General features: G+C 62.7%; 24 protein-coding genes, 1 tRNA gene and 1 pseudogene. 13 read left to right on the top strand and 13 right to left on the bottom strand.

Translation table 11 applies throughout. The features are described 5' to 3' along the window. A partial coding sequence (locus tag ACEN8I_RS20940) for a hypothetical protein (protein ID WP_413330549.1) occupies positions 1-273 on the top strand: 273 nt, incomplete at its 5' end. A gap of 28 nt (positions 274-301) precedes the next feature. Here the strand turns inward: ACEN8I_RS20940 and ACEN8I_RS20935 are convergent. The 7 genes and pseudogenes from ACEN8I_RS20935 to lptF all read right to left on the bottom strand — a co-directional run bounded on the left by ACEN8I_RS20935 (position 302) and on the right by lptF (position 5,591). Continuing rightward, positions 302-460, bottom strand: a complete 159-nt coding sequence (locus ACEN8I_RS20935; RefSeq protein WP_007856361.1) for a DUF3309 family protein — start codon at positions 458-460, stop codon at positions 302-304. Between the two features lie 102 nt (positions 461-562). Then, positions 563-1,738, bottom strand: coding sequence for a pyridoxal phosphate-dependent aminotransferase (locus tag ACEN8I_RS20930; protein ID WP_413330548.1), 1,176 nt, complete (start codon positions 1,736-1,738; stop codon positions 563-565). A gap of 14 nt (positions 1,739-1,752) precedes the next feature. Then, positions 1,753-2,697: a CysB family HTH-type transcriptional regulator gene (locus tag ACEN8I_RS20925; protein ID WP_074574459.1), complete on the bottom strand. Its 945-nt coding sequence runs from the start codon at positions 2,695-2,697 to the stop codon at positions 1,753-1,755. Between the two features lie 97 nt (positions 2,698-2,794). Further along, positions 2,795-3,160, bottom strand: coding sequence for a sirohydrochlorin chelatase (locus ACEN8I_RS20920; RefSeq protein ID WP_413330547.1), 366 nt, complete (start codon positions 3,158-3,160; stop codon positions 2,795-2,797). Then, positions 3,160-3,315 (bottom strand): annotated as a pseudogene (locus ACEN8I_RS20915) (sirohydrochlorin chelatase); the annotation flags it as partial. The gene ACEN8I_RS20920 and the pseudogene ACEN8I_RS20915, both read right to left, overlap by 1 nt. 12 nt (positions 3,316-3,327) lie before the next feature. Next, complete coding sequence (gene lptG, locus ACEN8I_RS20910; RefSeq protein ID WP_413330546.1) at positions 3,328-4,467, bottom strand: LPS export ABC transporter permease LptG; 1,140 nt, start codon at positions 4,465-4,467, stop codon at positions 3,328-3,330. After that, positions 4,464-5,591 carry an LPS export ABC transporter permease LptF gene (lptF, locus tag ACEN8I_RS20905; RefSeq protein WP_413330545.1) on the bottom strand — a complete coding sequence of 376 codons (1,128 nt, stop codon included), beginning with the start codon at positions 5,589-5,591 and terminating at the stop codon, positions 4,464-4,466. The genes lptG and lptF overlap by 4 nt, the downstream gene beginning before the upstream one ends. Positions 5,592-5,657: 66 nt before the next feature. Here lptF and ACEN8I_RS20900 point away from each other — a divergent pair, with 66 nt between their 5' ends. The 5 genes from ACEN8I_RS20900 (at position 5,658) to ACEN8I_RS20880 (ending at position 9,965) form a co-directional block, all read left to right on the top strand. Further along, the gene (locus tag ACEN8I_RS20900) at positions 5,658-7,178 is read left to right on the top strand and encodes a leucyl aminopeptidase (protein ID WP_413330544.1); all 1,521 of its coding nucleotides are present in this window, start codon (positions 5,658-5,660) and stop codon (positions 7,176-7,178) included. Beyond that, positions 7,175-7,612, top strand: a complete 438-nt coding sequence (locus tag ACEN8I_RS20895; RefSeq protein WP_413330543.1) for a DNA polymerase III subunit chi — start codon at positions 7,175-7,177, stop codon at positions 7,610-7,612. The genes ACEN8I_RS20900 and ACEN8I_RS20895 overlap by 4 nt, the downstream gene beginning before the upstream one ends. Then, positions 7,609-7,962, top strand: coding sequence for a hypothetical protein (locus ACEN8I_RS20890; RefSeq protein ID WP_413330542.1), 354 nt, complete (start codon positions 7,609-7,611; stop codon positions 7,960-7,962). The genes ACEN8I_RS20895 and ACEN8I_RS20890 overlap by 4 nt, the downstream gene beginning before the upstream one ends. A gap of 235 nt (positions 7,963-8,197) precedes the next feature. Continuing rightward, positions 8,198-9,328, top strand: coding sequence for a branched-chain amino acid ABC transporter substrate-binding protein (locus tag ACEN8I_RS20885; protein ID WP_074575116.1), 1,131 nt, complete (start codon positions 8,198-8,200; stop codon positions 9,326-9,328). Between the two features lie 193 nt (positions 9,329-9,521). Continuing rightward, positions 9,522-9,965 (top strand): hypothetical protein, encoded by a 444-nt coding sequence (locus ACEN8I_RS20880; protein ID WP_413330541.1) that lies wholly within the window; start codon positions 9,522-9,524, stop codon positions 9,963-9,965. Positions 9,966-10,045: 80 nt separating this feature from the next. Here the strand turns inward: ACEN8I_RS20880 and ACEN8I_RS20875 are convergent. The 4 genes from ACEN8I_RS20875 to ACEN8I_RS20860 form a co-directional block, all read right to left on the bottom strand. Beyond that, positions 10,046-10,135, bottom strand: a tRNA-Ser gene (locus ACEN8I_RS20875). 66 nt (positions 10,136-10,201) lie between these two features. Continuing rightward, a complete protein-coding gene (locus ACEN8I_RS20870) occupies positions 10,202-10,576 on the bottom strand; it encodes a DUF2237 family protein (RefSeq protein ID WP_413330540.1) in 375 nt (124 codons plus the stop codon). A 25-nt stretch (positions 10,577-10,601) separates the two neighbouring features. Then, on the bottom strand, positions 10,602-11,519 hold the full coding sequence (locus ACEN8I_RS20865) for an SPFH domain-containing protein (protein ID WP_413330539.1): 918 nt from the start codon (positions 11,517-11,519) through the stop codon (positions 10,602-10,604). A 10-nt stretch (positions 11,520-11,529) separates the two neighbouring features. Then, complete coding sequence (locus ACEN8I_RS20860; RefSeq protein WP_413330538.1) at positions 11,530-11,955, bottom strand: NfeD family protein; 426 nt, start codon at positions 11,953-11,955, stop codon at positions 11,530-11,532. Positions 11,956-12,155: 200 nt separating this feature from the next. On the opposite strand from ACEN8I_RS20860, the gene ACEN8I_RS20855 reads away from it, so the two are divergent. After that, positions 12,156-14,444 (top strand): Orn/Lys/Arg decarboxylase N-terminal domain-containing protein, encoded by a 2,289-nt coding sequence (locus ACEN8I_RS20855; protein WP_413330537.1) that lies wholly within the window; start codon positions 12,156-12,158, stop codon positions 14,442-14,444. 24 nt (positions 14,445-14,468) lie between these two features. Here the strand turns inward: ACEN8I_RS20855 and ACEN8I_RS20850 are convergent, their stop codons facing one another. Continuing rightward, entirely contained in the window at positions 14,469-15,362 is an 894-nt protein-coding gene (locus ACEN8I_RS20850) for a DNA ligase (protein WP_413330536.1), read from the bottom strand. Positions 15,363-15,551: 189 nt separating this feature from the next. On the opposite strand from ACEN8I_RS20850, the gene ACEN8I_RS20845 reads away from it, so the two are divergent. Both ACEN8I_RS20845 and ACEN8I_RS20840 read left to right on the top strand, forming a co-directional pair. Further along, the gene (locus tag ACEN8I_RS20845; protein WP_413330535.1) at positions 15,552-15,899 is read left to right on the top strand and encodes a GFA family protein; all 348 of its coding nucleotides are present in this window, start codon (positions 15,552-15,554) and stop codon (positions 15,897-15,899) included. Positions 15,900-15,972: 73 nt separating this feature from the next. Then, a complete protein-coding gene (locus tag ACEN8I_RS20840) occupies positions 15,973-16,713 on the top strand; it encodes a GNAT family N-acetyltransferase (RefSeq protein WP_413330534.1) in 741 nt (246 codons plus the stop codon). A gap of 1 nt (position 16,714) precedes the next feature. Here the strand turns inward: ACEN8I_RS20840 and fabI are convergent, their stop codons facing one another. Next, positions 16,715-17,524, bottom strand: coding sequence for an enoyl-ACP reductase FabI (fabI, locus tag ACEN8I_RS20835; protein ID WP_413330533.1), 810 nt, complete (start codon positions 17,522-17,524; stop codon positions 16,715-16,717). A gap of 96 nt (positions 17,525-17,620) precedes the next feature. On the opposite strand from fabI, the gene ACEN8I_RS20830 reads away from it, so the two are divergent. From ACEN8I_RS20830 to ACEN8I_RS20815, 4 genes are read left to right on the top strand one after another with little or no spacing between them, the layout of a single operon-like run. After that, positions 17,621-19,447, top strand: coding sequence for an extracellular solute-binding protein (locus ACEN8I_RS20830; RefSeq protein ID WP_413330532.1), 1,827 nt, complete (start codon positions 17,621-17,623; stop codon positions 19,445-19,447). Between the two features lie 10 nt (positions 19,448-19,457). Then, positions 19,458-20,492 carry a microcin C ABC transporter permease YejB gene (locus ACEN8I_RS20825; RefSeq protein WP_413330531.1) on the top strand — a complete coding sequence of 345 codons (1,035 nt, stop codon included), beginning with the start codon at positions 19,458-19,460 and terminating at the stop codon, positions 20,490-20,492. Between the two features lie 2 nt (positions 20,493-20,494). After that, positions 20,495-21,562, top strand: coding sequence for an ABC transporter permease (locus ACEN8I_RS20820; protein WP_413330530.1), 1,068 nt, complete (start codon positions 20,495-20,497; stop codon positions 21,560-21,562). Then, a complete protein-coding gene (locus tag ACEN8I_RS20815) occupies positions 21,559-23,199 on the top strand; it encodes an ABC transporter ATP-binding protein (RefSeq protein ID WP_413330529.1) in 1,641 nt (546 codons plus the stop codon). Before ACEN8I_RS20820 ends, ACEN8I_RS20815 begins: the two co-directional genes overlap by 4 nt. Positions 23,200-23,268 lie beyond the last annotated feature (69 nt).

Below are 23,268 nucleotides of genomic sequence, written 5' to 3'. Positions count from 1 at the left end.
CAGCTAAAAAGCGTGGCAGCAGCTGAACAGTTGACGCTACGCTTTTCAGCGAAGGCTAACAACTGCCGAAGGCTTGTCATGCCGCAGCTAAAAAGCGTGGCAGCAGCTGAACAGTTGACGCTACGCTTTTCAGCGAAGGCTAACAACTGCCGAAGGCTTGTTATGCCGCAGCTAAAAAGCGTGGCAGCAACTGAACAGTTAAGCCCGGCTTCTTCTAACGCATCTAACGCACAAAAAAATGGCCTTGCATTGCAAGGCCATTTCTCCTGGTGAATCACCAGCGTAGGGTGCGAACTGGGTGCTAGATGCGACCCATCAGCAGCAGGATCACGAGGATCAGCACCACGAGGCCGATACCGCCGCTGGGCCCGTAGCCCCAGCTGCGGCTATGGCCCCAGGTGGGCAGGGCACCTACCAGGATCAGAATCAAGACAATCAGCAGGATGAGGGATAGGGACATGAAAGCACTCCTTGTTATGTGCCTTGATTCTTGCCTGGGCCCGGGCACGATCAAGCAGGAGAGGGACCTGTCCAACCGTCGGTCAACGCTGACAGCCTTGGCCTACAGCTTGGCCAGGCGTTGCAGCGCCGTGTTCAGGGTCTCATCCTTCTTGGCGAAGCAAAAGCGCACCACACGCTGGTCGAAGCCGTTGCCGTAGAAAGCCGACAGCGGAATGGCCGCGACGCCGATTTCGGTGGTCAGCCATTTGCAGAATTCGGCTTCATCGAGGTCGCTGACCTCGGAGATGTCCACGCACTGGAAGTAGCTGCCTTCGCTGGGCAGCAGCTTGAAGCGGGTTTTGGCCAGGCCCTCCCGGAACAGGTCGCGCTTGCGTTGGTAGAAGGCCGGCAAGCCCAGGTAGGGCTGCTCGTCGGCCATGTAGGCGGCAAGGCCGTACTGCACAGGCGTGTTGACGGTGAAGACGTTGAACTGGTGGACCTTGCGGAATTCGGCCGTCAGCGCGGCGGGCGCGGCCACATAGCCGACCTTCCATCCGGTGACATGGTAGGTCTTGCCGAAGCTGCTCACGATAAACGCGCGCGCGGCCAGGCCCGGGAAGCACGCCGCGCTCTGGTGGATGCGGCCCTGGGCCGCGTCGAACACCATGTGTTCGTAGACCTCGTCGCTGATGAGCAGCACGTCGGTGGGCGCCAGCAGCTCCTGCAGCGCGAGCATGTCGGCTTCGCTCCAGACCGTGGCGCTGGGGTTGTGCGGCGAGTTGACGATGATGGCGCGCGTGCGCGGCGTGATGGCCGCGGCGATCTTGCCGAAGTCGGGGCGGAAGGTGCCGGGCGTCAGCGGGACGCGCACCACCTTGCCGCCGGCCAGCTCGATATTGGGCACATAGCTGTCGTAGCAGGGCTCGAGCACGATGACTTCATCGCCGGGATGCACCACCGCCAGGATGATGGTGATGATGGCCTGCGTCGCGCCTGCCGTGATGGTGATCTCGCTGTTGGCGTCGTAGCGGTGTCCGTAGAGCTTGGCCACCTTGGCCGAGATGGCTTCGCGCAGCACCGGCACGCCCGTCATGGGCGGGTACTGGTTCAGGCCCCGGGTCATGGCGTCGGTGACGGCATTGACCAGCTGCGGGTCGCATTCAAAATCAGGGAAACCCTGGCCCAGGTTGACCGCGCCTTTTTCAGCGGCCAAGGTGGACATGACCGTGAAAATCGTGGTGCCGACGGCGGGCAGTTTGGTGGTTAGCGTGGGGGTGCGTTCGAGGATGGTGCTCATGGCTGCGGGGTGGATCAAATCTCGTAGTCGTTGACGCGGCCGGCCATGGCCTTGGTGATCAGGGCGCGGTCCAGCTTGTCGCTGAGCAATTCGGCAAATTTGTAGACAAAGTTGCGCAGGTAGGCGCTGCGCTTGAAGGCCACGCGGGCCACATTGATGCCGAACAGCGGGCCGGCCGGGATGGCGATCAGGTCGCTGTTGGTGCCGTCTTCCTTGATGGCCATTTCGGCCACGATGCCCACGCCCAGGCCCAGGCGCACATAGGTCTTGATCACGTCGGAGTCTATGGCCTCCAGCGCGATGCGCGGCTGCAGGCGCTTGGCGGCAAAAGCCAAGTCTATCTTGGTGCGGCCGGTGAAGGACGGGTGGTAGGTAATCAACGGTTCTTCGGCCAGGTCTTCCAGCGAGATGTTTTCTTTTTTGGCCAGCGGGTGATCCACCGGGATCACCAGCATGTGCTGCCATTCGTAGCAGGGCAGGGTAACGAGGTCGTCGTACTGCGTCAGCGACTCGGTGGCGATGCCGATTTCGGCGACTTCGTCGAGCACCATGCGCGCCACCTGGTCGGGCGAGCCCTGGTGCAGGCTGACGTTGACCTTGGGGAATGCCTCGCGCAGCTTGGCCACCGGCTGCGGCAGCACATAGCGGGCCTGAGTGTGCGTGGTGGCGATGGACAGCGTGCCGCTGTCCTGGGCCGAGAACTGCTCGCCGATGCGGCGCAGGTTGCCAACCTCGCGCATGATGAGTTCAATGCTTTTAAGCACATGCTCGCCGGGCTCGGTAACGCGCTTGAGGCGCTTGCCGTGCCGCGCGAAGATTTCCACACCCAGTTCTTCCTCAAGTTCGATGATGGCCTTGGAAACGCCGGGCTGCGAGGTGTGCAGGGCCTTGGCGGTTTCGGTGAGGTTCAGGTTGCGCCGTATGGCCTCCTGGACAAAGCGGAATTGGTGAAGGTTCATATCGAATTCAGGCTAATTATTCACTTTATTATGCCCGTATTGCGCTAAAGCGGCGGCCGACGGCGGTCAACAGCTTGCGGCCGCCACGCCGGAGGCCTCAAGCGAGCGCGATGCTGGCCATCAAGGCCATGAGTTCGGGATACTCGCCTGCGGTCGGCAACAGCTCCACGGCGAGGCCGGGGTGGTCGGCCTGGATCTGTGCGACCAGCCGCGGCAAGTCCTCGCGGGCATGCTTGCCCACGCCGAAGAACAGCGGAAACACCCGGATGGCCTGCGCACCGCCGGCGGCAAGCTCAGCCGCGGCTTCGGGCGGGGGGGGGGGGCGGGCTGTATGTGTGCCACCCGCGGCGTCTTGCCCGGGGGGGATGGTTTCCCCACGCCCAACACCAGCCCAAACCCCCGGTGGGCCGGCGCCCCGCGGGCGCCACGCCCCGCGGGGGCTGGGGGCTGGGGGGGGGGGCAAAGCTCCAGGTAGGCGCAGAGCACCGGGGTGCCGGGCGCGCTGGCACGCACCTGCGCGGCCACGGCCTCTATGGGCGCGCGCCACAGCGGGTCGCGCGAGCCGTGGGCCAACAGGATGATGCCGCGGGGCTGTGCTGCCGTGGTTGCCATGGCCATTCGTGTATGTGCCTAGCGCCGCAGCACCAGCCAGCCGAAAGCGCCCAGCGAGACGGCCATGTAAAGCATGCCGGGCGTGGCGGCCGCCAGCCAGGGCATCCAGTTGCGCAGGTTGCCGATGTAGCCGAAGACGTTGTTGAGCAGGAAGAAGCTGATGCCTATCATGACCCCGGCAAACACATAACCCGCAATGCCCCCGGAGCGGAAGTGCAGGTAGGCGAAGGGCAGAGCAAGGATCACCATGACCAGGCAGCTGAGCGGATAAAACACCTTTTTCCAGAATTCGATTTCATAGCGCTGGGCGGTCTGGCCGTTGGCGTCCAGGTGGCGCACGTAGTTGAAGAGGTCTATGGTGCCCATGCGCTCGGGCTTGAGCAGCGCCACCGAGACCATTTCGGCGCTGATTTCGGTGGGCCAGCGGAAGTTTTGCAGCACCATGCGGGTGACCTTTGCGCTTTCCTGGGGCCGGGCGGCGGTGGGGGCTCCGCTGACCTCGAACTCCGCGCGCGTGGCCTGCTGCAGTTGCCAGGCATCGCCGGCGGCAAAGGTCGCCAGCGGCGCCTGGGTGGTGGAGACGATCAGGCCCTTGTTGTTGAACTCGAACACCTGCACGCCCTGCATTTCGTTGTCGGGGGTGAGGGCCTTCACATTGACCACATAGGTGTTATAGGCCTGCTTTTCCTTGAGCCAGGCGCCGGTCTGGCCTATGGTTATCTTGCTCTGGTAGCGCGCCTTGAGCAGTTGCGCGGCCCGCTCGCTGGCCGGCGCCACGTAGTCGCCCACCACGAAGCTGAACACCACAAACAGCGCGCCCAGGACCAGCAGCAGCTTGAGCGCGCGCCACGGGCCCAGGCCGCTGGTGCGCAGGATGGTGTATTCCGAGCTCTGGGCCAGCCGCGCCATGACGAAAATCGTGCCTATCAGCACCGAAATGGGCAGCAGCTCGTAAAGATGGTTGGGCACCAGCAGGCCCACATACAGCAGCGCATGGCGGATCTGGTAGATCTCGCCGGCGTTGATGCCATTGCTTTTGCCGAGGTACTGCAGCTCGTCGACCAGGTCGAAGAAGAAAAACAGGGCCAGGAAGCCCAGGGCTACCAGGGCGATGGCTGCGAGCACTTCCCCGTAAATCAGGCGGCGGATGGTTTTCATGGCTGCTGGCTTTCGGTGTTGCGCACGGCGATGGGGGCCCGCTTGAGGGGCCGGGCGGGCCTGAGCACCCAGTTGAATTGCCGCTTGGACAGCCAGATCAGACCCAGCAGCAGCACGCCGCCGTGCAGGGCCAGCAGAAAGTTGTTGAAGCTGATGAGGCCCACAAAAATCCAGCTTTGCCCGAGATTGACCAGGTTGTTGTAGACCACGAAGGTCAGCAGCACAAAAATCATGTTGCCGCTGCGTCCGCCGCGCGGGTTCACGCTGGCCAGGGCCACGGCCAGCACGACGAAGTTGATGGACGCCAGCGCCAGCCCGATGCGCCAGGCCAGTTCGCTGAGGTTGCCGCGCGTGGGCGCCTTGATGAGCGAGCGGGTGGACAGCAGCTTGGCTTCGGGCACATTTTCAGTGAGCGGATTGGAGTCGCCGGTCTTGGTGCCGTATTCCTCGAAATCGCTGATCTTGAGCGCCGGCTGGCCGATCACGTTTTCCAGGCGCTGGCCGTTTTCGAGCATGAGGAACTGGGCGTCGTTCAATACTTCGATGCGGCCGGAACGCGCGGTGGTGATGGAGCTCTTGCCTTTTTCCGTGGCGGCGATGAACACATTGTTGCTGGCCCGCGCGCCCGCCAGCTCGCGGTCTATGAAGAACACCCGGTTGCCGCTGGAGGATTCCTGGAACTGGCCGGGGGCGATGCGGTCGATGTCGCCGCGCTGCTCATAGCGGCTTTGCATGTCCTTGGTCTGCTGGTTGGTCCAGGGCCAGACGAACAGCGCCATCAGCGTGATCACCAGCAGCACCGGCCAGGCGAAGCGAAACAGCGGCCGCAAAAAGCCGGCCAGGCCTTGGCCGCTGGTGAACCACACCACCATTTCGCTGTCGCGGTACATGCGCGACAGGGTGCTGACCATGGCAATGAAGAGCGACAGCGTGAGAATGGTCGGCAGGCGGCCCAGGGCGGAGTAGGCCATGAAGAGCATGACGTCCTGCGGATTGATGAAACCGCGCGAGGCCTGGCCCAGCGTGCGGATCAGCACAATGGTCATCACGATGGTGACCAGCACCACCAGCGTGGCCCCGAAACTGCGCGCCAGCTCTTTGCGAATCGAAGATTGGAATAACATTGACTGAAATATCTGCGTTTGTTTTATTTTTTGTTTTACTTTGGTTTACCCACCAGACCCTGAATTATGGACTTTGAACTCAAAACACTGACTCGCGCCCGCATTTGCAGTGAAAAAACCGACGCACTGCTTGTGCTGGTCCCCCAGGGCCGGGAGGCCGGCAGCGACCCGCTTTCGGCGCTCACGGCGCTGGCCATCAAGTCCGGGGACTTCGAAGCCAAGCCGGGCAAGCTGCTGGCCGCCTATCGCGCGCCCGGCATTGCCGCCACGCGCCTGGTGCTGGCGGGGGTGGGCGATGCCAGTCCCAAAAATATCCGCACGGCCGTAACCGCGGCCCTGGGCGCCGTGAAGAACGGCAACGCGCAACGCCTGGTGCTGTGCCTGGATTTGCTGGACGGGCTGCAGGCGGAGGCCGTGCGCGCCGCCGTGACGGCCTGCAGCGAGGCGGCTTACGTCTACACCACCACCAAATCCAAGGCCAGCCCTTCGAAGCTGCAGCGCGTGCTGCTGGCCGTGGGCGACGCCGCGAACGCCAAGGCGGCCAAGGCCGGGCTGGACAAGGGCGTGGCGCTGGTCAAAGGCCTGGAGTTCGCCAAGGAATGGGCCAACCGGCCTTCCAACCACGCCACGCCAACCTTGCTGGCCGGCGCCGCCAGGGAGCTGGGCAAGCTGCGCAACATCAAGGTCGAGGTGCTGGGCCCCAAAGAGGTCGCCAAACTGGGCATGGGCTCCTTCATGGCCGTGGCCCAGGGCACTGCCGAGCCGCTGCGCTTCATCGTGCTGCGCTACGACGGCGCGGCCAAGTCCGCGGCGCCTGTGGTACTGGTCGGCAAAGGCATTACTTTTGACACCGGCGGCATTTCCATCAAACCCGCCGCCGAGATGGACGAAATGAAGTTCGACATGTGCGGCGCCGCGAGCGTGCTGGGCACCTTCCGGGCACTGGCCGAATTGCAACCGGCGCTCAATGTGGTGGGCCTGATCCCGGCCTGCGAAAACATGCCGGGCGGCCGCGCCATCAAGCCGGGCGACGTGGTCACCAGCATGAGCGGCCAGACCATCGAAATCCTGAACACCGACGCCGAGGGCCGTCTGGTGCTCTGCGACGCCCTGACTTACGCCGAGCGCTTCAAGCCCAGGGCGGTAGTCGACATCGCCACGCTGACCGGCGCCTGCGTGATTGCGCTGGGCGGCGTGCGCAGCGGGTTGTTTTCCACCGACGATGCCCTGGCCGAGGCGCTGGCGCAGGCCGGTGAGTCGTCCATGGATCTGTGCTGGCGGATGCCGCTGGACGAGGACTACGCCGAAGGCCTGAAGACCAATTTTGCCGACGTCGCCAATGTGGCCGGCAGGGCCGGCGGCGCGATCACGGCCGCCAAGTTCCTCCAGCGCTTTGCGGCCAGCTTCCCCTGGGCGCACCTGGACATCGCCGGCACCGCCTGGAAAGGCGGCGCCGCGAAGGGAGCCACCGGCCGGCCGGTGCCGCTGCTGCTGGACTACCTGCTCGGCCAGGCGGCTGCGGCCAAGGCGCCCGCCAAACCCAAGGTATCGGGTAAACCCAAGGCCGCCACCAAAACACGGGCATGACCGAAATCGCTTTTCACTTCAACGTGCCCGACAAGCTGGCCTACAGCTGCCGGTTGCTACGAAAGGCTTACCTCAGCGGCGCGAGCGTGATGGTGACGGGCGAGCCTGCGATGCTGGCCGAGTTGGACCAGCTGATGTGGGGTTTTTCGCCGGCCGAGTTTGTGCCGCACTGCCGGGCCGGTTCGGCGCAAACCACCCTCGCGGCCTCGCCCGTGGTGCTGGCGGAATCGCTGCTGGACTGCCCGCATTACGGCGTGCTGGTCAACCTGGGGCAGGGCATTCCGTCCGAGTTCGAGCGCTTTGAACGTTTTATCGAAGTGGTGGCGCGTGAGGATGAAGACCGCCTCGCCGCGCGAAGCCGCTGGAAGCATTACACCGACAGGGGGTATGCGATGAAACGGCATGACCTGGCCACGGCCGGGGAGGGTGCATGAACCGTCCGCCGCCCGCGCCGCCGCGCTTTGTGCCGACGTTGACGGAAGTCGTGCGGCCCGTCGCCGCGCCCATGCCGGCTCCAGGCCCGGCCGTAGCGGCAGGCGCCTCGCCGGCACCGCCTGCCACCCTGGCGGCTTCGCCGGACCTGCAGGAACAGATGGTGCAGCGCGTGTTGCAGCGTGTGGACCTGATGCTGGATCGGCGTTTGCGCGAGGTGGTGGGCCAGCTCATCCTTGAGCAAACGCAAAGCCTGGCGCCGCGCCTTCGCGAGGAAATCGAGGACGTCGTTCGCCAGTCCGTGAGCCAGGCTTTTGCGAATGAAACCACGCCGCCGACGGCCGGCAGATAGGTCGCCCTGGTGACTGTTTGGGCCCGCGTGTTTTGTACGTGCGGCACCATCGCGGGCGCTGTTGAAACACCCTCTCACATAAGCCGGCCTGCTCCCCGGGTAAACCCCCTTATCAGAATTTAACCTAGGGACGTTGCTATGGTGCGGGCCCGGAAATTGCGTTATGTTCGGCCCCGTTGAGTAAAAAAATTCGTTCTCAACCTTTAACGGTAATTTCCTAATCGGAGTGTTTTTTATGCAAATGAAATTAAAACTGACAGTAGTGGCCGCCCTCGCTGCGGTGGCAGGTTTTGCTTCTGCCCAAGACGCAGTCGTCAAAATCGGTCACGTGGCGCCGCTGTCCGGCTCGCAGGCCCATTACGGCAAAGACAATGAGAACGGCGTGCGCATGGCCATCGAAGACCTGAACGCGCAAAACGTGGTCATCGGCGGCAAAAAGGTCAAGTTTGAAATTGTTGCTGAAGATGATGCTGCTGATCCAAAACAGGGCACCGCAGCCGCACAAAAACTGTGCGACTCCAAAGTCGCTGGCGTGGTCGGCCACCTGAATTCCGGCACGACGATTCCCGCGTCCAAGGTCTACAACGACTGCGGCATTCCCCACGTCACGGGCGCTGCAACCAACCCCAACCTGACCAAGCCAGGCTACAAAACCACCTACCGCATCATTGCCAACGACAACGCCCTGGGCGCTGGCTTGGCTTTCTATGCTGCCGACGCACTGAAACTCAAGAAAGTCGCCATCATCGACGACCGTACGGCTTACGGCCAAGGCGTTGCTGAAGTGTTCAAGAAGACGGCCCTGGCAAAAGGCATGACCGTCGTTGACGAGCAGTTCACGACCGACAAAGCCACCGACTTCATGGCCATCCTGACCGCGGTCAAGGCCAAGGCTCCTGACGCCATCTTCTTCGGCGGCATGGACCCACAAGGCGGCCCCATGCTGCGCCAGATGGAACAGCTTGGCATGAGCAACGTCAAGTACTTCGGCGGTGACGGCATCTGCACGGCCGAACTGGCCAAGCTGGCAGCCGGCGCCAAGACCATCGGCAACGTGGTCTGCGCTGAAGGCGGCGCTTCCCTGGCAAAAATGCCTGGCGGCGAAGCCTGGAAAAAGCGTTACGACGCCAAGTACCCCAACCAGTTCCAGGTTTACAGCCCGTACACCTATGACGCGACTTTCGTCCTGGTTGACGCCATGAAGCGCGCCGGTTCCTGGGATCCAAAGGTTTACACCCCTGAGCTGATCAAGACCAACTTCAAGGGCGTGACCACCACGATCTCTTTTGAACCCAATGGCGAACTGAAGAACCCCGCCATCACCCTGTACGTCTACAAGGACGGCAAGAAGTCCGCTCTGAACTGATCGTTCACCGCGAACAAAAAAAGCCACCGCAAGGTGGCTTTTTTTTGCCCATTTTCTGTGCTCCCCGCCGCTGCAGGCGGGGCGGGAATCGTCGAAACATTGTTCGCCAAAAGACAATGTCCCCAAGTTGCTTGCGCTTGCCCGCCCAGAATGTTCCCAGGCAGGTTGTTGAACTTCCGGCAGGAAAGAGCCGGTGGCGACCCGCCTGACACGCTTTCATTGGGTCAACATTCTTCCTGGAGACATAAAAATGGCTAAACCGCAAGCACACCTGGAAAACCAGGCCGCATCCAGCGTCATGGGCACCGCGGCCGACGAGGTCGTGGTACTCACCGACATCCTGGGGCGCAAACTGAAAATCAAGCCTCTCGACATCCTCTACGAGAGCCAGCTCACCCGTATGTTCGGCACCGAGGCGGCCAACCTGCCTTACATGATGGGTTTTGTGTATCCCGCCGCTTCAGTGTGCGAAATCGATGGGATGGCGTATCCGCGTCCCACCAGCCAGCAGGAAGTGGACGAGGCGATCCAGCGTCTTGGCCGTGAGGGTTTTGCCGCATTCCTGCAGCACATGCAGTCGGAAATGGAAAAGCTCAAGCAGGTTGCCGAAAGCGGCGCGGAGCCAAAACCGGAATAGACCCGGGCTCCGCGGCTGAGCCGGTATCTGGCGAAGCCAAATGAAAAACGGGGCGCAAGGCCCCGTTTTCATTGATTCACTGGCGGAAGAGGCGGGATTCGAACCCGCGGTAGGTTTAACCCTACGCACGCTTTCCAGGCGTGTGACTTAAACCACTCATCCACCCTTCCGCGAAGCCTTTGATTATAGCAGTGCCTCGGCCTGCCAGGCTGAAAAACGCGCTACAAATGCGAGTTCTAATGGACGGCACCCTGGAAGCGATGCTTTTCCAGCTGGGCCATGGTCACGAATTCCAGCGCCTTGCTGTGGGTGGATTCCAGCACGACGGGCGGCGCCTGGCCGGCCTCCAGTGCCTCCCGCCAGCGATTGGCGCACAGGCACCAGCGGTCACCCGGCTTGAGCCCGGCAAAACGATGGGCCGGCCGTGGTGTGCTCAGGTCATTGCCGCGCAAGGCAGAAAACGCCAGGAATTCGGCGGTCACCCGCACGCAGACAAGGTGGGAGCCGAGGTCCGAGGCGTCCGTGTTGCAGCAGCCGTCGCGGAAATAGCCGGTGAGCGGGTCGTAGGAGCAGGGCACCAGGTCCGTGCCCAGGACGTTTTTTTCGGTCATGGCGTGTGTCTCCGGCAGGCCTGTGTCAGGCCTTGTTGGCCTGCACCATTTTCATGGCCGAGCCGATCAGGGCGCCGACCTCGGTCATGTTGCTGGGCACGATCAGCGTGGTGGTGGCGTCCTTGGCGACCTTGGAATAGGCGTCCACCGCCTGCTGGGCGACCTTGAGCTGCACGGCCTGCTCGCCGCCGGGCTGGCGAATGGCGGCCGCCACCATCTCGATGGCCTTGGCATTGGCGTCGGCAACGGCCATGATGGCCGCCGCTTCGCCCTGGGCGTTGTTGATGGCGGCCAGTTTTTCGCCTTCGGAGCGGGCGATAAAAGCCTCGCGCTCACCGGTGGCGATGTTGATCTGTTCCTGGCGGCGGCCTTCCGACGCCGCGATCAGCGCGCGTTTTTCCCGCTCGGCGGTGATCTGCGACTGCATGGCGTGCAGGATTTCCTTGGGCGGCGTCAAGTCCTTGATTTCATAGCGCAGGACTTTCACGCCCCAGTTCAGCGCTGCTTCATCAATGGCAGCAACGACCTGCGCGTTGATGATGTCGCGCTCCTCAAAGGTTTTGTCGAGCTCCAGCTTGCCGATGACGGAGCGCAGCGAGGTCTGGGCCAGCTGCGTGACGGCCACGATGTAGTTGGACGAGCCGTAGCTGGCGCGCATCGGGTCGGTCACCTGGAAGTACAGGATGCCATCCACCTGCAGCTGGGTGTTGTCGCGCGTGATGCAGACCTGGCTGGGCACGTCCAGCGGGATTTCCTTGAGGCTGTGCTTGTAGGCGACGCGGTCGACAAAGGGAATCAGCCAGTTCAGGCCGGGGGTCAGGGTTCCCGCATATTTCCCGAGGCGCTCCTTGACCCAGGCATTTTGCTGGGGCACAACCTTGATGGCGCGGATGACAAAGATCATCGCGACGATAAAAACGACAAGTGCTACATAAGACGACATGGTGATTCCCTCAGATTTTTTCTACGACCAGTTTGCTGCCAATGACTTCCCGGATACGGTGCAGGCCCGCGGAGGGCACTGAGCCAGCCGCCTGCACGACCGCCCATTGCGCGCCGCGGTAGCGCACCAGCGCCGTGCCGTCAGCTTGCCAGTCGTCGACCTGCACGGTTTCGCCGATATCCATATTGACGTCCGGATTGGTCCCGGGCGGCAGGGCTTCGGGGCCCCGGCTCCGGACAAGATGGGCAATGCCGACGGTGGCCGAACCCACCACGGCCGCGGTGATGAGCTGCACGGACGTTGAGGCGCCCAGGTGGGCGGAAACGGCCGCGGCCGCCAGCCCTATGGCCACCATCAGCAGGTAAAACGTTCCCGTCGCCAGTTCCACCGCAACCGCAACGCCGGCCAGCAGCCACCAGATCGTCGATTCACTCATGCTTCCTCCTTTTGTCGGTCATCCGCTACATTTTGGGGCAATTAGACCCCAAGACAAGCGTAGCGCAACAATATGTCCTTACACTTCGCTGCTTGGAAAAAGCTTCCCTCCCGCCGCTCGGGCTCAACCTGTCTATGCCTTTTGAGCGTTCCCCATGCCCTCCGACAGGTTCAGGGCACCCTTGAACTGCTCTCCCCGCCATGAAATTCCGCTTTCCCATCGTCATCATTGACGAAGATTTCCGTTCCGAAAACACCTCCGGCCTGGGTATCCGCGCGCTGGCGCAGGCCATCGAGAGCGAAGGCTTCGAGGTGCTGGGCGTCACCAGTTACGGCGACCTCTCGCAGTTCGCCCAGCAGCAAAGCCGGGCCAGCGCCTTTATCCTGTCGATTGACGACGAGGAGTTCTCGCCGGGCCCCGACCTCGATCCCGCCGTGCTGAACCTGCGCACCTTCATCGAGGAGGTGCGCCGCAAGAACCTGGACGTGCCGATTTACGTCTATGGCGAGACCAAGACCTCGCGCCACATTCCCAACGACATCCTGCGCGAGCTGCACGGCTTCATCCACATGTTCGAGGACACGCCCGAGTTCGTCGCGCGCCACATCCTGCGCGAGGCCAAGAGCTACCTGGAAGGCGTGCAGCCGCCGTTTTTCAAGGCTCTGCTGGACTACGCCGAGGATGGCTCCTATTCCTGGCACTGTCCCGGCCATTCCGGGGGCGTGGCTTTCCTCAAAAGCCCGGTCGGGCAGATGTTCCACCAGTTTTTCGGCGAAAACATGCTGCGCGCCGACGTTTGCAACGCGGTGGAAGAACTCGGCCAGCTGCTGGACCACGACGGCGCGATAGGCGCCAGCGAGCGCAACGCGGCGCGCATTTTCAACGCCGACCACTGCTTCTTTGTGACCAACGGCACCTCCACCAGCAACAAAATGGTCTGGCACCACACGGTGGCGCCCGGCGACGTGGTGGTGGTCGACCGCAACTGCCACAAGTCCATCCTGCACTCCATCATCATGACCGGGGCGATCCCCGTGTTCCTGAAGCCGACGCGCAACCATTTCGGCATCATCGGCCCGATTCCGCAGAGCGAATTCGAGCCGGACGCCATACGGGCCAAGATAGACGCCAACCCGCTGCTCAAGGGCGTGGACAGCAGCAAGGTCAGGCCGCGCGTGCTGACGCTGACGCAGTCGACCTATGACGGCGTGCTCTACAACACCGAGACCATCAAGGGCATGCTGGACGGCTACATCGACAACCTGCATTTCGACGAAGCCTGGTTGCCGCACGCCGCTTTCCACCCCTTTTATGGCGCTTACCACGCCATGGGCAAAAACCGCGTGCGGCCGAAAAACGCCGTTGTGTACGCCACGCAGTCCATCCACAAGTTGCTGGCCGGCATCAGCCAGGCCAGCCACGTGCTGGTGCAGGATTCGCAGGACGTGAAGCTCGACAGGCACCTCTTCAACGAGGCCTACCTGATGCACACCTCCACCTCGCCGCAGTACAGCATCATCGCCAGCTGCGACGTGGCCGCGGCCATGATGGAGCCGCCCGGCGGCACCGCGCTGGTTGAGGAGAGCATCGCCGAGTCACTGGACTTTCGCCGTGCCATGCGCAAGATCGACGAGGAGTACGGCGACGACTGGTGGTTCAAGGTCTGGGGGCCGGACAAGCTGGTCGAAGAGGGGATCGGCGAGGCCCAAGACTGGATCATCAAGGGCGAATCCCGCAGCGCCAAGATGGCGAAAAACGGCGCCAACAACTGGCATGGCTTCGGCCAGATGGCCACCGGCTTCAACATGCTGGACCCGATCAAGTCCACCATCGTCACGCCCGGCCTGGACCTGAACGGCAAGTTCGCGAAAACCGGCATCCCGGCCAGCATCGTGACCAAGTTCCTGGCCGAACACGGCGTGATCGTCGAAAAAACCGGCCTCTACAGCTTCTTCATCATGTTCACCATCGGCATCACCAAAGGCCGCTGGAACACGCTGCTGACGGCGCTGCAGCAGTTCAAGGACGACTACGACAAGAACCAGCCGATGTGGCGCATCCTGCCCGAGTTCTGCCAGAAGTACCCCAAGTACGAGCGCATGGGCCTGGCCGACCTGTGCCAGCACATCCACACCTTGTACGCCAAGTACGACATCGCGCGGCTGACGACCGAGGTTTACCTGAGCGACCTGGCGCCCGCCATGAAGCCCAGCGACGCCTATGCCCACATCGCCCACCGCACGACGGAGCGCGTCGAGATCGACCACCTGGAAGGCCGCATCACCGTTGGCCTGGTGACGCCTTACCCTCCGGGAATTCCGCTGCTGATTCCGGGCGAGGTGTTCAACAAGCGCATCGTGGACTACCTGAAGTTCTCGCGCGAATTCAACGCGCAGTGCCCGGGTTTCGAGACCGACATCCACGGCCTGGTGGAAGAGGTCGATGCCAAGGGCAAGACCCGCTACTACGCGGACTGCGTCAAGAAGTAAACAGGCCCAGCAGCCTCGGCCGCTTTAAACGGCAGCGTCCCGTACCCGCATGAAACTGGCAAAACGCGGGATGCCGCTGTCATTCAGGCCGCGGAAACGGTAGCTTACGGTACTGCCCACGGGTGGCGGGTTCTGGCGCAGCTCGTCGCTCAAGCCGCTGCCCAGCTTGAAGCGCCGGCCGGGCTTGCCGTCCGCAGCGGGCATCTCCACCAGCAGCGCGCCCACCATGCCCGCATATTTGCCGCGGCCGGGAATGTGCGCCACCACGCGGGCTTCGTCATCCTCGTGCGGTTTGGCCTTGAGCAGGTCGTCGCTGCGCTGGCCTTTGTAGAGCGAGGCCCCGCGGTGCAGCATCAGGCCTTCGCCGCCGTGCTTGACGGTGGTGGCGAGCAGCGCCTGCAGGGCCGCATGGCTGGCGACCTTGGACTGGGCCACCGCCTGCACCCAGGGCTGGTCGATGCGGCTCACCACGCCGTTCAGGGCCGGGATGCGCTCGCTGAAGCGGCCACCCTGCGCGGGCAAGTCGAACACCATGAAACGCATGGCCCGCCAGGCCGCCGCATCCGGGCTTTGCTGGCGCACCGTGGACATCGCGCGGGCGAACTGCCCGTGGCCCGCCCACAACTCGCCGTCCAGCGGCACCTTGGGCCAGCCTGCCGTGAACCAGCTCGGCGCCGTTATGCGTTCCCCGTTGCGGGTCAGCAGTTTCTCGCCGTCCCAGTAGCCGCGTATGCCGTCGTATTTTTCGCTGACCCAGTAGTCGGCCAGCGGGATGCCCGGGCGGTAGGCTTTGGCCAGCATGAGCTGCGGCGCTTCGGGTGCAGCTGTGGCGGCAAAGGCCGCACTGGGCAGGGTGGGCGTGAGCAGGCCCGCGACGACCAGCAGGAGGTGGAGGGCTTTGAGTCGAAAAACCGACATGGAGGCTGAAGTGCGGGAAGAGGGTGTTGGTGCTTGGTGCGGTGCCATGTTTCTTTGACTTTTGGCTGTATGAATGTACAGTCTATAGTCCCATGCCGGGTGCGGCAAGCCTTGCTCGAGGAAACTGTCGAGGGCGCGCCACATGCGCCTGCTTGCCCCGCAAATCATTGAGAAAAAAGGATGCAAAACATGAGCCACCAAGGAAGTTGCCACTGTGGAAAGATTGCTTTTGAGGTTGAGGGCGAGCCCGCCAGCGCGCTGGCGTGCAACTGCTCCATGTGCTCGCGCAAAGGCTCGCTGCTCTGGTTTGTTCCGCGCGAGCAGTTGCGCCTCCTCACGCCCGACGAGAACGCCAGTACCTATTTGTTCAACAAGCACCTCATCCAGCACCGGTTTTGCCCCACCTGCGGCATCCACCCCTATGGCGAGGGCACGGCCCCGGACGGCAAGCGCATGGCCGCCGTTAACCTGCGCTGTGTGCAGGACCTGGACCTTGCCGCCATCCCCGTCCAGCATTTCAATGGGCGGGCTGCTTAGCGCCTACGATAATCACCCACTCAAAGCCGCTCATGCGCGGGCTTTGTTCCCGTGACTTTCACCCCGACCCACCATGACCTCCAGCGATATCGAATCCATAGAGCGGGCCACCCTGGCCGCGGTGTCTCCCGAAGCCGTCGAGGAATTCCAGGACTGGCTGCTGCCCTTTGACAGCGGCACGGTCAGCCGGGCCCGCAGCGCCGTGCCGCTGCGCCACGTACCGGCGGCCGAGGGCATGGTCGACCAGGTCGAGGCGCGCTACCGGGCGCGCGGCCTGCGCACGGTGTTCCGCCTGGCCAATGAAGCCTGCTTCGACGACCTGCGGCAGGAGCTGGCGCGGCGCGGCTACCAATCGGGAAAGCCGGTGCTGGTTCAGGTGGCGCCGGTGCGGGCCATGCGCGCTACCAGCACGGCAGCGCCGGCCGAGACCGCCGATGTGCCCGATGCGGCCTGGGCCGCGCTGTTCCTGGCCGAAGGTTTTGACCCGGTGGACGGCGCAAGCCGCGTCAAGGCCCTGAGCCGCGCCCGCGGGTCGGTTTATGCCAGCGTGCGCGAAAACGGCAAAACCGTGGCGGCGGGCGCCGGCGCCTTTAGCCATGGGTGGTCCAGCGTGCACGGCATGCGCACCGACCAGGCCTTCAGGGGCAGGGGACTGGCCGGGCGGGTGCTGGCCGGCATTGCCGCCGTGGCCGAACAGCGCGGCATCGCGCGGGCGTTTTTGCAGGTGGAAGACGTCAACACCTCGGCGCTGGCGCTATACCGGCGTGCGGGTTTTGAGACCGTCTGGAGCTACGACTACTGGCGCCAGCCTTGATTCAGGCCGCTTCGGCCGGTTCGGCGATGCCACCCACGACGTGGCTGAAGCCGCCGTCGACATAGGTGATCTCGGCGCTCACGCCGCCGGCCAGGTCGCTCAGCAGGAAAGCCGCCACATTGCCCACGTCTTCAATCGTCACGTTGCGGCGAATCGGGGATGCCTCGGCGACCACGCTCAGAATCTTGCCGAAGCCCTTGATGCCGCTGGCGGCCAGGGTCTTGATGGGGCCGGCGCTGATGCCGTTGACGCGCATCCCCTTGGGGCCCAGCGATTCGGCCAGGTAGCGCACCGAGGCTTCCAGGCTGGCCTTGGCCAGGCCCATGGTGTTGTAGTTGGGCACGGTGCGCACCGCGCCCAGGTAGGTCAGCGTGAGCAACGCCGATTTCGGGTTCAAGTAGGGCAGGGCGGCCTTGGCCATGGCCGGGAAGCTGTAGGCGCTGATGTCGTGGGCGATCTTGAAGCCCTCGCGCGACAGGCCGTCGAGGAAGTCGCCGGCAATCGCCTCGCGCGGCGCATAGCCTATGCTGTGCACAAAGCCGTCAAACGTCGGCCAGGTCTGCGACAGGTCGGCGAACAGCTTGGCGATCTGCGCGTCGTCGCCCACGTCACAGTCAAAAATCAGTTTCGAATCGAAGTCGGCGGCGAATTCCGTGATCCGGTCCTTGAAGCGCTCTCCGACGTAGCTGAAAGCCAGTTCGGCGCCCTGCGCGTGGCAGGCCTTGGCGATGCCGTAGGCGATGGAGCGGTTGGACAGCACGCCCGTGATCAACAGTTTTTTGCCAGTGAGGAATCCGGTGTGTGTCGCCATGCAGGTGCTCCAGTAAATGTGCGGAAGATATGCCGGCAAGGGGCGCGAGATATGCGCGCTGGAAATTTGCCGACCTAAGTAGTGCAGAATTGTCGCATGCGGGATTTGTCTTTTTTGCGGGCCTTGCTGCTTGCCCTGTTGGCGTGCGCTGCCCCTGCGTGCCGGGCGGCCCATGCCTATGCTCAGTTCGGCGACATCAAGTATCCACCGGGCTTTACCAACTTCAGCTACGTTAACCCGAATGCACCCAAGGGTGGTGAAATCCGTATGGTGCCCCCCACGCGGCCGACCAATTTCGACAAATTCAACCCTCTAACCCTTCGTGGCACCGCTCCCTACAACATCGGTGGCCTGTTGCTGGAAAGCCTGCTGACGGGCAATTCTGAAGAGCCCACCACAGCCTACGGCTTGCTGGCCGAAGATGTCGAGGTGGCGGCGGACAAGCTTTCTGCGACCTTCCGTCTGAACGAGAAAGCGCGGTTCCACAATGGCAAGCCGGTGCTGGCTGCCGACGTGGTGCATTCCTTCAAGACGCTGATCAGCAAGGAAGCCGCACCGCAGTTCAAGACCATTTACGCCGAGGTCAAGGGCGCCGTGGTTGTGTCCGAAAGGGTGGTGCGCTTTGACTTTGCCACGCCCAACCCCGAGCTGCCGCTGGTGGTTGGCGGCATGCCGGTCTTCAGCCGCGACTGGGGCGTAGTCGATGGCAAGCGCAAGCCCCTTGACCAGATCGTGTCCGAGCCGCCCATTGGCTCTGGTCCGTACAAGCTGGCCTCGCTGGCCATGGGTCGTGACATCACCTACGTGCGCGACCCGAATTACTGGGCCGTTGACTTGCCCACGCGCAAGGGATTCTTCAATTTTGACCGCGTCACCTACAAGATATACCTCGACGAGACCTCTAGATTCGAAGGCCTGAAGGCCGGTGAGTTCGATTTTTTGCGCGAATTCATTTCGCGTAACTGGGCAAGGCAGTACACCGGCAAGCAGTTCACCTCCGGCGATCTGGTCAAGCGGGCCTTTGAAAACAAGAACCCGGGTGATTTTCAGGGCTACATCTTCAATCTGCGCAGACCTCAGTTCCAGGACATTCGGGTGCGCAAGGCCATCGGCCTCGCGATGGATTTCGAGTGGATGAACCGCCAGCTGTTTTACGGCATCTACAAGCGGGTGAACGGCTATTTCCCGAACAGCGAATTCCACGCCGAGGGCCTGCCCAAGCCCGATGAACTGGCCTTGCTGGAGCCTCTGCGCAGCAAACTCCGGCCGGAGGTGTTTGGTGAGGTTCCAGTGTCGCCCAGCACAGCGCCGCCCGGCAGTCTGCGAGAAAATCTGCGCCAGGCCCAGGCCTTGCTGAAGGAGGCCGGCTGGACCTACCGCGATGGCGCCCTGCGCAACGCCAAGGGTGAGGCCTTCGTTATGGAGTTTCTCAACGACCAGCCGGGCTTGGTCCGTATTGTCGGGCCCTTTCAGAAGTCGCTGGAAAAGCTCGGAATCACCATGACCTACCGGGTGGTGGACTTCTCGCTGTCCAAGCAGAAGATGGATGCCTTTGACTTTGACATCACCACGGCTCGCTTGCCCGGTAGCACAGCCCCAGGCGGCGAGTTGCTGGACCGTTGGGGTTCTGCCGCGGCCAAAACACCGGGCTCATCCAACATCTGGGGCATTGCGGATCCGGCCGTTGATGCGCTGCTGCAAAAAGTGGTCACGGCCAGGACCCGGCCCGAACTGGGGGCGGCCATGCGTGCGCTGGACCGGGTGCTGACCCACGGTTATTACTCGGTGCCGCAGTACTATGGCGACGCATTCCTCATCGGCTACCGGCCACGCCCTTTTGTGCTGCCCCCCGTCATCCCGCCGTATTACGAAGCAGACACCTGGGCGATGAGCACCTGGTGGGCCTCGGAAGGCAATAAATAGGCGAATCAACATGGCCAGCTACATCCTCAAACGCCTGCTGTTGATGATTCCAACGCTGTTCGGCATCCTGCTGGTCACGTTTGCGATGGTGCAGTTCGTGCCCGGCGGGCCGGTCGAGCAAATGGTGGCCCAGTTGCAGGGCCGGGATTCAGGCGGCGAGAGGGCTGCCTCGTCGGGCGCCGGTTACCGCGGCAGACAAGGCGTGGATGCCAAACGCATTGAAGAAATCAAGACGCTATACGGGTTCGACAAGCCGGTGCATGAGCGCTTCTTCCAGATGTTGGGTCAATTTGCGCGCTTTGACCTTGGCAACAGTTTCTATCAGCACAAGGACGTCTGGCAGCTCATCAAGGAAAAGCTGCCGGTTTCCATCAGCCTCGGGCTCTGGACATTTTTTCTTAGCTATTTGATCGCCGTGCCGTTGGGCGTGGCCAAAGCGGTGAGGGCCGGCAGCCGTTTTGACTTCGTCACCACGTTGGTCGTGCTGGTGGGTTATGCCATCCCGGGTTTTGTGCTCGGCGTCGCGCTCCTGGTGGTCTTTGGAGGACAACTGCAGTGGTTTCCCCTGCGCGGGCTGACTTCGGCCAACTGGGCCTCCTTGAGCTGGGGGGGCAAAGTCACCGATTACTTGTGGCACATCACTTTGCCCGTGATAGCCATGGTGCTCGGCAGCTTCGCGGTGACCGCGGCGCTCACCAAGAATTCCTTTCTGGAGGAAATCCGCAAGCAGTACGTGCTGACAGCGCGTGCCAAAGGGCTCAGTGAGCGGCAAGTGCTGTGGAAGCATGTGTTTCGCAACGCGCTCATTCCGATCATCACGGGATTCCCTGCGGCCTTTGTCGGCGCTTTCTTCACCGGTTCATTGCTGATCGAAACGCTGTTTTCACTCGATGGTTTGGGCCTGCTGAGCTATGAAAGCGTGATCCGGCGGGACTACCCGGTGGTTCTGGGAACGCTTTACCTTTTCACACTGATTGGCTTGGCGACCAAACTGATCAGCGACCTCTGTTATGTGTGGGTGGACCCCCGCGTGAAGTTCGATTGAGCATGAACAGCCCCGTCCCACCCCTCGCCCCGTCTGCCAGCCCATCCTCGGTATCGCCCTCGGTTCGCGCCTGGCGCCGTTTTCGCCGTAACAAACTTGGCTACTGGAGTCTGCTGGTGTTCGGCGTGCTCGTGATTTTGAGCCTGTTTGCTGAGGTGTTGTCCAACGACAAGCCGCTGATGGTGAGCTTCAATGGGCAGTATTACTTTCCGTTGGCCAAGGATTACCCCGAGAAGACCTTCGGCGGTGACTTTGAAACCCCCACGGATTACCTTGATCCCTTTATCCGTGGCAAGCTGAACGAGGGTGGCAACTGGGCAATTTACCCGCCCAATCCCTATGGCCCGAAAACCATCAATTACTTTGCCAAAGAGCCCAACCCATCCGCCCCGTCACGTGACAACCTCCTCGGCACGGACGACCGTGGCCGTGACCTGCTGGCGCAACTGATTTACGGCTTCAGACTGAGCGTGCTGTTCGGTGTCGTCTTGACCGTGATTGGCGTTATCGCCGGTGTGCTGGCGGGCGCCATTCAGGGCTATGCGGGCGGTAAAACCGATCTCGCGTTCCAGCGCTTCATCGAGGTTTGGGGGTCGATGCCCCAGCTTTACTTGTTGATCATCTTCAGCGCCATCTTTACGCCAAGCGTCCCCCTCCTGATCGTCCTGCTCAGCCTCTTTGGCTGGATGGGGCTCTCTGCCTACATCCGGGCCGAGTTTTTTCGCAACCGCCAGCTGGACTATGTTCGAGCTGCAAAGGCGCTGGGCGTCAGCAACCTTCAGATTATGTGGCGGCACATCTTGCCTAACAGCATGACGCCCATCGTCACTTTTATGCCCTTCGAAATGGGCGCGGCTATTCTCGCGTTGACCTCCCTCGACTTTTTGGGTCTGGGTGTACCGCCTGGAACGCCGTCGTTGGGGGAATTGCTGAACCAGGGTAAAGCCAATATCGATGCCTGGTGGATATCAATCTCCACTTTTGCTGTGCTGGTTGTCACACTGCTGTTGCTGACGTTGATGGGAGACGCGCTGCGCGATGCCCTGGACCCGCGAAAGGCCGATAAATGACAGCCCCCTTGCTGAAGGTCGAAGGCCTCAAGGTCTCGTTTGGCGATAAAGCGGTCGTCCACAGCATTGATTTTTCCATCGCCCCCGGCGAAAAGCTGGCGCTGGTGGGCGAGTCCGGCTCCGGCAAGACCGTGACCGCTCTCAGCCTGCTGCGGCTGGCGCAAAACGCCACGGTGGGCGGAAAAGCCGTTTTTACCGGCGTTGATGCGGCCGAACGCGCGGCCAGCGGGGCGCCGCCCAAAGCGCCTGTCGATCTGCTGTCGCTGGCCGAGCCATCCTTGCGCGGGATTCGCGGCCGCGACATCGCGATGATCTTCCAGGAGCCCATGACGGCGCTCAATCCGCTCTATAGCGTCGGCGACCAGATTGCCGAGGTACTGGAGCTCCACAAAAACCTGTCCCGCGCCGAAGCGATGCAGGGTGCCATCCAGCTGCTGGCCGACACCGGTATTCCCGAGCCCGCGCGCCGCGCCATGGCTTTTCCGCACCAGCTCTCGGGCGGGCAGCGGCAGCGGGCCATGATCGCCATGGCGCTGGCCTGCCAGCCCCGGCTGCTGCTAGCCGACGAGCCCACCACGGCGCTGGATGTCACCTTGCGCGGCCAGATCCTGGACCTGTTGGGCGAGCTGCAGCAGCGCAACGGCATGGCCGTGCTGCTGATCACCCACGACCTCAACCTGGTGCGCAAGTTTGCCGACCGGGTGGCCGTGATGGAAAACGGCCGCATCGTGGAGCAGGGTACCGTCGCCGAGGTGTTTGCCCGGCCCCAGCACCCCTATACCCGCAAGCTGATCGACAGCAAGCCGCGGCGCGACGGGTTGGCGGCGGCCGGTGCCGCAGCGGATGCAGCGATCACGATGAAGGCCGAAGGGCTGCGCGTGAGCTACCCGGTGCCGGTTCCCGGCATACGTGGGTGGTTCAAGCGCGGTGAATTTGTCGCAGTGAAAGAGGCCAGTTTCCAGATTCCGGCCGGCAGAACCTTGGGCGTGATTGGCGAATCGGGCTCCGGCAAGTCCACCCTGGCGCTGGCCAGCCTGGGCCTGCTGCCTTTTTCGGGCCAGTTGCAGGCGGCCGGCCAGGCCTGGGGCCAAGAGGCCGCAAGTGACAAAGCCATACGGCGGGCGGTCCAGGTGGTGTTCCAGGATCCGTTTTCCTCGCTGTCGCCGCGCATGAGCGTCGAAGCCATCGTGGAGGAGGGCCTGCGCGTGCACGAGCCCAGCCTGGCTCCTCCTGCCCGGCGCGAGCGGGCCATACAGGCGCTGGCCGATGTCGGTATGACGGAGGCCCAGTTTCCGGGCTTGCTGCAGCGTTACCCGCACGAGTTCTCGGGCGGGCAGCGCCAGCGCCTGGCGATTGCCCGGGCGCTCATCATCAATCCCAGCCTGCTGGTGCTGGACGAACCGACCAGCGCGCTGGACGTGACCATCCAGAAGCAGGTGCTGGGCCTGCTGCAAAAACTCCAGCGCGAGCGCGGCCTCAGCTATTTGCTGATCACGCACGACGTGGACGTGATACGCGCCATGGCGCATGAAGTCATGGTGATGAAGGATGGGGATGTGTTGGAGTCCGGCTCGCTCAGCGAAGTGCTGGATTCGCCGCGCCATCCCTATACGCGTGTGCTTGTGACGGCCGTATAGGCCTGCAGTTTTGAGAATTTACTTTAAATAATCAAAAATTCCCAATGATTTCATTGGGAATTTTGGTAT

Origin of the sequence: Polaromonas sp. CT11-55 (assembly GCF_047303325.1) — a bacterium.
In the GTDB taxonomy this organism is placed as follows: domain Bacteria; phylum Pseudomonadota; class Gammaproteobacteria; order Burkholderiales; family Burkholderiaceae_C; genus Polaromonas.
Note: the sequence above shows the minus strand (reverse complement) of the source record. Positions and strands in the feature narration are given on the sequence as shown.

Coding starts and splice junctions, on each gene's coding strand:
- ACEN8I_RS20840 (WP_413330534.1), top strand. CDS start 15,973: ATGACCTCCAGCGATATCGAATCCATAGAGCGGGCCACCCTGGCCGCG.
- ACEN8I_RS20900 (WP_413330544.1), top strand. CDS start 5,658: ATGGACTTTGAACTCAAAACACTGACTCGCGCCCGCATTTGCAGTGAA.
- ACEN8I_RS20890 (WP_413330542.1), top strand. CDS start 7,609: ATGAACCGTCCGCCGCCCGCGCCGCCGCGCTTTGTGCCGACGTTGACG.
- ACEN8I_RS20885 (WP_074575116.1), top strand. CDS start 8,198: ATGCAAATGAAATTAAAACTGACAGTAGTGGCCGCCCTCGCTGCGGTG.
- ACEN8I_RS20895 (WP_413330543.1), top strand. CDS start 7,175: ATGACCGAAATCGCTTTTCACTTCAACGTGCCCGACAAGCTGGCCTAC.
- lptF (WP_413330545.1), bottom strand. CDS start 5,591: ATGTTATTCCAATCTTCGATTCGCAAAGAGCTGGCGCGCAGTTTCGGG.
- ACEN8I_RS20820 (WP_413330530.1), top strand. CDS start 20,495: ATGAACAGCCCCGTCCCACCCCTCGCCCCGTCTGCCAGCCCATCCTCG.
- ACEN8I_RS20845 (WP_413330535.1), top strand. CDS start 15,552: ATGAGCCACCAAGGAAGTTGCCACTGTGGAAAGATTGCTTTTGAGGTT.
- ACEN8I_RS20865 (WP_413330539.1), bottom strand. CDS start 11,519: ATGTCGTCTTATGTAGCACTTGTCGTTTTTATCGTCGCGATGATCTTT.
- lptG (WP_413330546.1), bottom strand. CDS start 4,467: ATGAAAACCATCCGCCGCCTGATTTACGGGGAAGTGCTCGCAGCCATC.
- ACEN8I_RS20930 (WP_413330548.1), bottom strand. CDS start 1,738: ATGAGCACCATCCTCGAACGCACCCCCACGCTAACCACCAAACTGCCC.
- ACEN8I_RS20830 (WP_413330532.1), top strand. CDS start 17,621: ATGCGGGATTTGTCTTTTTTGCGGGCCTTGCTGCTTGCCCTGTTGGCG.
- ACEN8I_RS20825 (WP_413330531.1), top strand. CDS start 19,458: ATGGCCAGCTACATCCTCAAACGCCTGCTGTTGATGATTCCAACGCTG.
- fabI (WP_413330533.1), bottom strand. CDS start 17,524: ATGGCGACACACACCGGATTCCTCACTGGCAAAAAACTGTTGATCACG.
- ACEN8I_RS20935 (WP_007856361.1), bottom strand. CDS start 460: ATGTCCCTATCCCTCATCCTGCTGATTGTCTTGATTCTGATCCTGGTA.
- ACEN8I_RS20855 (WP_413330537.1), top strand. CDS start 12,156: ATGAAATTCCGCTTTCCCATCGTCATCATTGACGAAGATTTCCGTTCC.
- ACEN8I_RS20815 (WP_413330529.1), top strand. CDS start 21,559: ATGACAGCCCCCTTGCTGAAGGTCGAAGGCCTCAAGGTCTCGTTTGGC.
- ACEN8I_RS20870 (WP_413330540.1), bottom strand. CDS start 10,576: ATGACCGAAAAAAACGTCCTGGGCACGGACCTGGTGCCCTGCTCCTAC.
- ACEN8I_RS20860 (WP_413330538.1), bottom strand. CDS start 11,955: ATGAGTGAATCGACGATCTGGTGGCTGCTGGCCGGCGTTGCGGTTGCG.
- ACEN8I_RS20850 (WP_413330536.1), bottom strand. CDS start 15,362: ATGTCGGTTTTTCGACTCAAAGCCCTCCACCTCCTGCTGGTCGTCGCG.
- ACEN8I_RS20925 (WP_074574459.1), bottom strand. CDS start 2,697: ATGAACCTTCACCAATTCCGCTTTGTCCAGGAGGCCATACGGCGCAAC.